At 52.0% G+C, this 7,275-nt stretch carries 6 protein-coding genes and 2 tRNA genes; 4 read left to right on the top strand and 4 right to left on the bottom strand.

Annotation, left to right across the window (positions count from 1 at the left end; translation table 11 throughout):
* The coding region (locus EYC62_06410) for a sulfite exporter TauE/SafE family protein (GenBank protein ID TAH33824.1) at positions 1-104 on the bottom strand (104 nt) is incomplete at its 3' end.
* A 17-nt stretch (positions 105-121) separates the two neighbouring features.
* Positions 122-198, bottom strand: a tRNA-Met gene (locus tag EYC62_06405).
* 266 nt (positions 199-464) lie between these two features.
* Here EYC62_06405 and EYC62_06400 point away from each other — a divergent pair.
* Positions 465-1,214: a hypothetical protein gene (locus tag EYC62_06400; protein ID TAH33823.1), complete on the top strand. Its 750-nt coding sequence runs from the start codon at positions 465-467 to the stop codon at positions 1,212-1,214.
* A 45-nt stretch (positions 1,215-1,259) separates the two neighbouring features.
* Here EYC62_06400 and EYC62_06395 read toward each other — a convergent pair whose 3' ends face one another.
* Positions 1,260-2,543: a 2,3,4,5-tetrahydropyridine-2,6-carboxylate N-succinyltransferase gene (locus EYC62_06395; GenBank protein ID TAH33828.1), complete on the bottom strand. Its 1,284-nt coding sequence runs from the start codon at positions 2,541-2,543 to the stop codon at positions 1,260-1,262.
* 431 nt (positions 2,544-2,974) lie between these two features.
* Between EYC62_06395 and glpX the strand changes: the two genes are divergently transcribed.
* From glpX to EYC62_06380, 3 genes are read left to right on the top strand one after another with little or no spacing between them, the layout of a single operon-like run.
* The gene (gene glpX, locus EYC62_06390) at positions 2,975-3,943 is read left to right on the top strand and encodes a class II fructose-bisphosphatase (GenBank protein ID TAH33827.1); all 969 of its coding nucleotides are present in this window, start codon (positions 2,975-2,977) and stop codon (positions 3,941-3,943) included.
* 18 nt (positions 3,944-3,961) lie between these two features.
* On the top strand, positions 3,962-5,716 hold the full coding sequence (gene recJ, locus EYC62_06385; protein TAH33822.1) for a single-stranded-DNA-specific exonuclease RecJ: 1,755 nt from the start codon (positions 3,962-3,964) through the stop codon (positions 5,714-5,716).
* Positions 5,717-5,725: 9 nt separating this feature from the next.
* Positions 5,726-6,964: an MFS transporter gene (locus EYC62_06380; GenBank protein ID TAH33821.1), complete on the top strand. Its 1,239-nt coding sequence runs from the start codon at positions 5,726-5,728 to the stop codon at positions 6,962-6,964.
* 153 nt (positions 6,965-7,117) lie between these two features.
* On the opposite strand, the gene EYC62_06375 is transcribed toward EYC62_06380, so the two are convergent.
* A tRNA-Glu gene (locus tag EYC62_06375) sits at positions 7,118-7,193 on the bottom strand.
* Positions 7,194-7,275 lie beyond the last annotated feature (82 nt).

The raw sequence follows: 7,275 nt of genomic DNA, 5'->3' as shown, positions 1-7,275 counted from the left end.
ATCAGCATCATCAGCGGCACCATAATAACGCCGCCGCCAATGCCAAACAAACCGGAACAAATTCCAGCCAGCAGGCCGATGGAAATGAGAATGGGGTAGGTCATGAGATGGGTCCTGAGATTGGTTGCGGGGGCTGGATTTGAACCAACGACCTTTAGGTTATGAGCCTAACGAGCTACCAGGCTGCTCCACCCCGCGATACCTTAGAACGTATTTAGTTTCTTCTATTCCCTGGTCAGGGAAGGGAGGTGTAAACCAATTCCCGTCATAAAGCAAGTGTTTGCCCATTTTTGTATGTATATCTTATTGAAATTTGCAAAAAATACCCAGAAAATATCCTTTAAAGAACACAATTAAGATTCTGTTAACGAATCGCCTTTATACTGGGGATATAGGATTTCCAGGAAGGTCTTCCAGAGGGGGAGTTGCGCGGCACAGGTAGATACGCCGAATGCAATAGGAAGATGATAATCAGAAATACCGACGGCCTAACGGCAATCGGCAATCGTTATTTTGGCAGTAAGAATGCCGCCGATGTCGCGCGCGCCTACAGCAGGGCTGCGGCCAAAGAATCCGCCATTGAACAGGAAATTTACGCCGGCAACCGGCAGTCCGACCGGTTGCAGGTTGTGCAAAACGGCCTGGTGGAGAAAACTTATGAAACCTTGCCAAAGCCAAGCCTTGATTCCTATGCGACCGCCAGAAATATTTTAGACCGGGTAGCCACCATTGCGCAGACGGTGGTGGATGAAGGCGACAATTTGTCGGACAATCAGCGCGCGCTTTATGACGCGGAATTTCAATATTTGCGTCAACAATTAATAGACCATAACATTGGCAGCAATCCCACGGTTGCTGGGGCATCCAATCCTGCCGGGGCCAGGTTAGAGAATTTAAACTTGATAAATTCAAACGACGAGTTGAGCAGTGTGGATGCTGCGGGCAAAGTGATCGCGCATGTTCAATTGGCGCAGCAGGCTATTGATCTGCAAGAAGGCGGTTATCAGGCAGCCCAATTAGAACAAATCAGCACCGCGCGGGACACGTATTACGATTATCAGCAAGGTTTTTCCAGCCAGGCCGACACGATCGATCAGTTGCGCAGCGATTTTGCCAGAACGCAAATCGATCCGGCGGCGCAATTAGTGGCGCGGTATAATCCGCGAATCGAACAGAATGTGAATAGGTCGTCGATCCTGAATTTACTGGCATAAAAAATCCCCCAATCGGGGGATCTTTCATTTCATCTTATTTGCAACTTACGCTGCCGTCTTCTTTGGCGCATTGCCGTGCAAATCTTTATTTAACTCGATGGTGCGCGAGCTGCGGGTGGCAATCATTCTGCCCGATGTGCTTTCCTGGCGGAAATGCAGTCCGTTGCATCCGGCCAGCGAGCTTGCCTTGAAGATATAGCTGTCGGTCGCGCCGTCATGGCTGGCCGCCAGCGATTTCAGGTTTTTGCCTGGATTGACTTCGGCCAATTTCGCCAGTTCCTTGCCAGAAATTGCGATCTTGGTTCCAGCCAGAATGGCAATGCCGGCATCGATAATGCAGCCATCGCCCAACGGCAGGCCAGTGACCGAATTCGCGCCCAACAAGCATTTTTCGCCAATGGTAATTGGTGTCGAATTGCCGCCCGACAAAACGCCCATGATACTGGCGCCACCGCCGACATCCGATCCCGCGCCGACAATGGCGGAACTGCTGATGCGGCCTTCGACCATCGCCGGGCCAAGGGTGCCGGCATTGAAATTGATATAGGATGCGCCCGGCATAATGGTGGTTCCGCCGGCCAAATGCGCGCCAAGTCGCACGCGGCTGGTATCCAGAACGCGGGTGTTATCGGCCGGAATTACATGCATTAAATAACGCGGAAATTTATCGACCGAATCGATCGCCGGGAATTGACCGGTCAATTTCAAGCCGATTTCATGTTCGCGCAGATAATCCAATTCGTATGGCTGATCATCCACCCAAGCCAGATTTTCCAATTTGCCGAAAATGCCGGTCAGATTCAGGCTGCGCGGCTTGGCTTTGGTTGACGACATGGCCAGCAATTTCAAATAAATCGCAGGAAGGGATTGCGGTTCGGCGTCTTCGAATAAAAACACGATTTGATAGGAATTTTCAGGATCGTCCATATCGTCATAAATTGGACGCAACATTTTGATTACCTGCACGTTGCGGTGCTGATCGCCTTGGGCCGATTCGATAAAGGGCGTGAAACGGGCATAAGCGGTTTCGATGATGTCACGGGTTAATGGAACAACGACTTCGCTTTTGCCGGAAATTTCTTTGCCGGTTAATCCGGCGGCATCCAACAATACCGCGGCGGTGCCGAAATTTTCATTCCAGTTCACAACCGGGAAATAGCAGGTCAGAACTTTTTCCGGGCGCGCCATGCCGCGCACGACGTGGCAAATGCCGAATCCGATCGGTTTGCGATAACCGCTTTTCGCTTCGGTGCTGGTAACGAAACTTTTGAATTGATCCGGCGTTTTCAAAATAAAGGATGCGAATTTGTTTTTCGCCGGTTTTTTCATGGCCTTAGAATTTGCTTTTTTCGGGCGCGCTTTGACGGCGGCTTTTGGTTTTGCCTTCGATTTCGGTTTTTTGGATTTAGCCATGATCTTTCCCTTTTATGAAAATTGCCTATAGCCCCGTATTTATAAGGAAAGCCCCTTAGAAAGCAAGGTGGTTTAGCAGTAAGGGGTTGACCGAGATATGATCCACAATTGCGCCAGTCCCCCTACGCTCGGAACGAGCTTCGGAGGACACCCCTCGCTTTATATTTGCTTCGCGTGGCTTTGCCACCCGAAGCCGCGTAGTGGCGAAGGGTGGAAAACAATTGGTTTGCTTGGTGGCGGCTTCGTGGCATACTAGGCCATCATTTTCCGTTCCCAAGGAGCGATGACGCATGATCTTTAACCTGAATAAAAAACTCAGTCCGCAACGCCGCGCCACCGATCAAGCAATGGATCGCGATTTAGCGCTCGAAGTCGTGCGGGTGACCGAAGAAGCGGCGATTGCCGCATCAACCCAAATGGGCAAGGGGGATGAAAAAGCGGCGGATCGTGTCGCGGTCGACGCCATGCGCTGGGCGCTGAACGGGCTGAACATCGATGGCAAGGTGGTGATTGGCGAAGGGGAACGCGACGAAGCGCCGATGTTGTTCATTGGCGAAAAAGTCGGACTTGGGCATGGACCAAAGGTTGATATTGCGCTTGATCCATTAGAAGGCACCACTATCACCGCCAAGGGTGGAACCAACGCGCTATCGGTTATCGCGATGGCCAATTCCGGCGGATTTCTGCATGCGCCGGATGTGTATATGGAAAAAATAGCCATCGGGCCAGGTTATGCCGAAGGTATTGTGCAACTGGCCGCGCCGGTTTCCGAAAATCTGCATAATCTGGCGCGCGCGAAAAACGTGCTGATCGAAGACTTAGTCGTTTGCATTTTAGACCGTCCGCGCCATGCGGATTTAATCGCTTCGGTTCGCCAGGCAGGCGCGCGCATCAGTTTGATTTCCGATGGCGATGTCAGCGGCGTGATCGCAACCACGCAACCGCAAAGCGGCATTGACATATATATAGGCACGGGCGGCGCGCCGGAAGGCGTTTTGGCCGCGGCCGCATTGCGTTGCATTGGCGGACAAATGCAAGGCCGGTTGGTGATTCGCAACGAAATCGAGGAAAAACGCGCGGCCAATTGCGGCATTGCCGATTCGCGCCGTATTTATAAATTGAACGATATGGCGAATGGCGATGTGATGTTCGCCGCCACCGGCGTAACCGATGGGCCGATGCTGCGCGGCGTGCGGCACCAAGGCGGCCGCGTATTTACCTATTCGATGGTTATGCGCAGCAAATCGGGCACGGTTCGGTATGTCGAAGCCCACCATAATTTAAAACAGAAAAACGATATGCGCGGCATGGATTAGCGCGTAAGGCAGGATTATTTGAATACCGCAGTCGAACATTCCATCACCGGACGCCGGTGGGAATTGATTTCCGCCGATGATCGCGCGGCATTGGCGATTGCACAAAGGTATAATATGCCGGATACGGTCGCGCGGATTTTGGCCGCGCGCGGAGTGACGCTGGACCATATCGACGATTTCCTGAATCCAACCTTGCGGCAATTGCCTGATCCATACGGATTGATCGATATGGAAAAAGCCGCCATGATACTGGCGGATGCGATTGTTGCAAAAAAAACCATTGGCATATTGGGCGATTACGATGTCGATGGAGCGACATCGACCGGGTTGTTGCGCCGCTATATTCACGAAACTGGCGGTAAGACCGTATTTCATATTCCATGCCGTTTTACCGAAGGATATGGGCCCAGCGCGCTGGGATTCGATAAATTATTGGCCAATGGCGCGGAATTGATTGTCACTTTGGATTGCGGCATCACCGCCACTGATTTGATCGGCGAATATGCGGATAAAATCCCAATTCTAATTATCGATCATCACTTGCCGGGAACGGATCTGCCACCCGCTGCCGCGATTGTGAATCCCAATCGTCTGGACTGCGCGTTCGATCATAAATATTTGGCGGCTTGCGGCGTTACATTTTTTCTGATCATGGCGGTCAATCGGATATTGCGTGAACGTGGGCACTTTGGCGCGGATAGGGGAGAGCCAGATTTAAAAAACTATTTGGATTTTGTCGCGCTGGGAACGGTTGCGGATATTGTGCCTTTGGTGGGCGTGAACCGTACTTTTGTCCGGCGCGGTTTGGAAATTCTGGCACAGCGCAACAATGTCGGTTTGCGCGCGCTGGCCGATGTGGCGCGATTGGACGGAAAACCGGACGCGTATCATTTGGGATTTTTGCTGGGGCCGCGTTTAAATGCGGCGGGACGTTTGCAAGACGCCAGTTTGGGCGTGCAGTTGCTGGCCGAATCCGAAGAGTGGCGCGCGCAGGATATCGCCCGGCAATTGGATAAATTGAATACCGAGCGGCAGGAATTGGAACAAACTATTCTGGCGCAAGCCATCGATCAGATCGAAGCTACATCCAAAGATGCGCCGGTAATCGTTGCCGCGAATGAAAACTGGCACCCTGGCGTCATCGGTATTGTCGCCAGCCGCCTGAAAGACCGTTATCACAAGCCCAGTTTTGTCATTGCCCTGAACGATGGCAAGGGAACGGGGTCGGCGCGGTCGGTTCACGGATTCGATTTGGGCAGCGCGGTTTTATCCGCGCAGCAATTGGGTATTCTGGACAAGGGCGGGGGACACGCCATGGCGGCCGGATTTAAAATCGTGCCTGAAAAATTGGATCAATTCCGGCAATATATCGCGGAGCGTTTTATCAAGGACACCGCCAACACCAATATGACGCCGCGTCTTGCGATCGACGCGGTGGCGCAGCCGGGCGCGTTGAACATGGGTTTGGTGCAGGAATTGAAAAAGTTGGAACCGTTCGGCCAGGGCAATCCGCAACCGCGCTTTGCAGTGCACAATGTGCAGGTTGCATTTGCCGATATTATGAAGGAAAAACATCTGCGCCTGACGCTGCGCGGTTTGGATGGCAGTGAAATCAAAGCGGTCGCGTTCCGCGTGATGGAAAATAAACTGGGCAAATTTTTATTGCAAAGCAAGGGTGCGCAGATTCATGTCGCCGGGACCTTGCGGGAAAATAATTTTAACGGGCGAACGACGGCGCAGTTTCAAATCGAAGACGCCGCTGCCATAGGATAGGAGTTTATAATGACCGCATCCACCGCGCCAGCCAATCCCAATTACGGTGTTTTCAGCCTGCCAGTCATCGTCGCTGCATTGGGGTATTTTGTCGATATTTATGACTTGTTGGGATTCAATGTCGTGCGCATGACCAGCTTGCGCGATATCGGCGTGGCGGAGGCGGATTTATTTTCCGTCGGCATCAGTATCGTTAACACGCAATTGATCGGGCTTTTGATCGGCGGTCTGTTGTTCGGCGTTTTGGGCGATAAAATCGGCCGCACGCGATTGCTGTTCCTTAGCATTATCGTTTATTCCGGCGCGACACTGGCCAATGCCATGGTGCATGATGTGACCATGTACAAACTTTGCCGCTTTGTTGCGGGATTGGGATTGGCGGGCGAACTTGGGCTGGCGATGACATTGGTATCCGAAGTCATGGCCAAGGAAAAACGCGGATATGGCACGGCGCTCGTGGCGGGATTTGGCATATCGGGTGCAGTGGCGGCGGCTATTGTCGCTAAATACGTGGATTGGCGCGCCTTTTACGCCATTGGCAGCATTATGGGATTCTTGTTGCTGTTGCTGCGGATGCGTGTGCGGGAATCGTTTATTTTCTTGAATCAAATTCAGGATGATACGCGTGGCAGTTTGAAATTGATGTTTTCCAGCACCAGCCGTATCAAGCGTGTTGTATTGTGTATGATGCTAGGGGCGCCGGTGTATTTTGTTGTTTGGTTTTTGGCGCCCTTTGTCCCGGAAATCAGCAAGGCGCTGGGCGCGGAAACACAATACCCGGCGGGTGATGCGATACTATATTCGGCTTTAGGATTGGCGGCTGGCGATTTTATTGCCGGTTGCGCCTGTCAATGGTTCAGAAGCCGGCGCAAAGTGATCGGCGTTTTTATGGGTGCCGCATTTTTGCTGTGCGGTTATTTTTTTCTCGCGCCGCATTCTCAAACTCATTTGTTTTATTCCGTTATGTTATTTGCGATGGGATTTGCCGCAGGGTTTTTCGCGGTAGTGGTTGCGATTGCCGCTGAAATTTTTGGAACGAATTTGCGCGCGACGGCGGCGACATCGATCCCCAATTTCATGCGTGCAACCTTTATCGCGATCAGCACATCGGTCAATTATTTGCGCGTGGATATGGGCTTAATTCCAGCGGTGACGTTGGTGGGCGCAGTGACATTTATTCTTGGATTTATTGCCATATACGTCATCCACGAAAGTTTCGGTTGCGACCTCAATTACCGGGAGGAGTAGGTATCAAGCAATGAAGGTCCCGTGAGGGGCATGTGATTCGCAGTGTCCGGACAAGGTGGCAATTTTTGTGTCGTGGTATGGAATCGGTAATGCCAGTTTGAATTCCCGTGGGGACTTAACAAAAAAGCCCCTGAAAGGGGCTGTTTTGCTAATTGGCGTCCCCACGGGGATTCGAACCCCGGTTACCTCCGTGAAAGGGAGGTGTCCTAGGCCTCTAGACGATGGGGACTAAAGGCGAAGGGGGATTTTTAGCCTGCCGCGCCGGGAAAATCAAGGGAAAACCCGATGGTACGGAACAACCGGTAAATCCA

Source organism: Alphaproteobacteria bacterium (assembly GCA_004295055.1).
Taxonomy (GTDB): domain Bacteria; phylum Pseudomonadota; class Alphaproteobacteria; order SHNJ01; family SHNJ01; genus SHNJ01.
This window is presented reverse-complemented; position numbering and strand designations above follow the sequence as displayed.

Coding starts and splice junctions, on each gene's coding strand:
- EYC62_06400 (TAH33823.1), top strand. CDS start 465: ATGATAATCAGAAATACCGACGGCCTAACGGCAATCGGCAATCGTTAT.
- EYC62_06395 (TAH33828.1), bottom strand. CDS start 2,543: ATGAAAAAACCGGCGAAAAACAAATTCGCATCCTTTATTTTGAAAACG.
- glpX (TAH33827.1), top strand. CDS start 2,975: ATGGATCGCGATTTAGCGCTCGAAGTCGTGCGGGTGACCGAAGAAGCG.
- EYC62_06380 (TAH33821.1), top strand. CDS start 5,726: ATGACCGCATCCACCGCGCCAGCCAATCCCAATTACGGTGTTTTCAGC.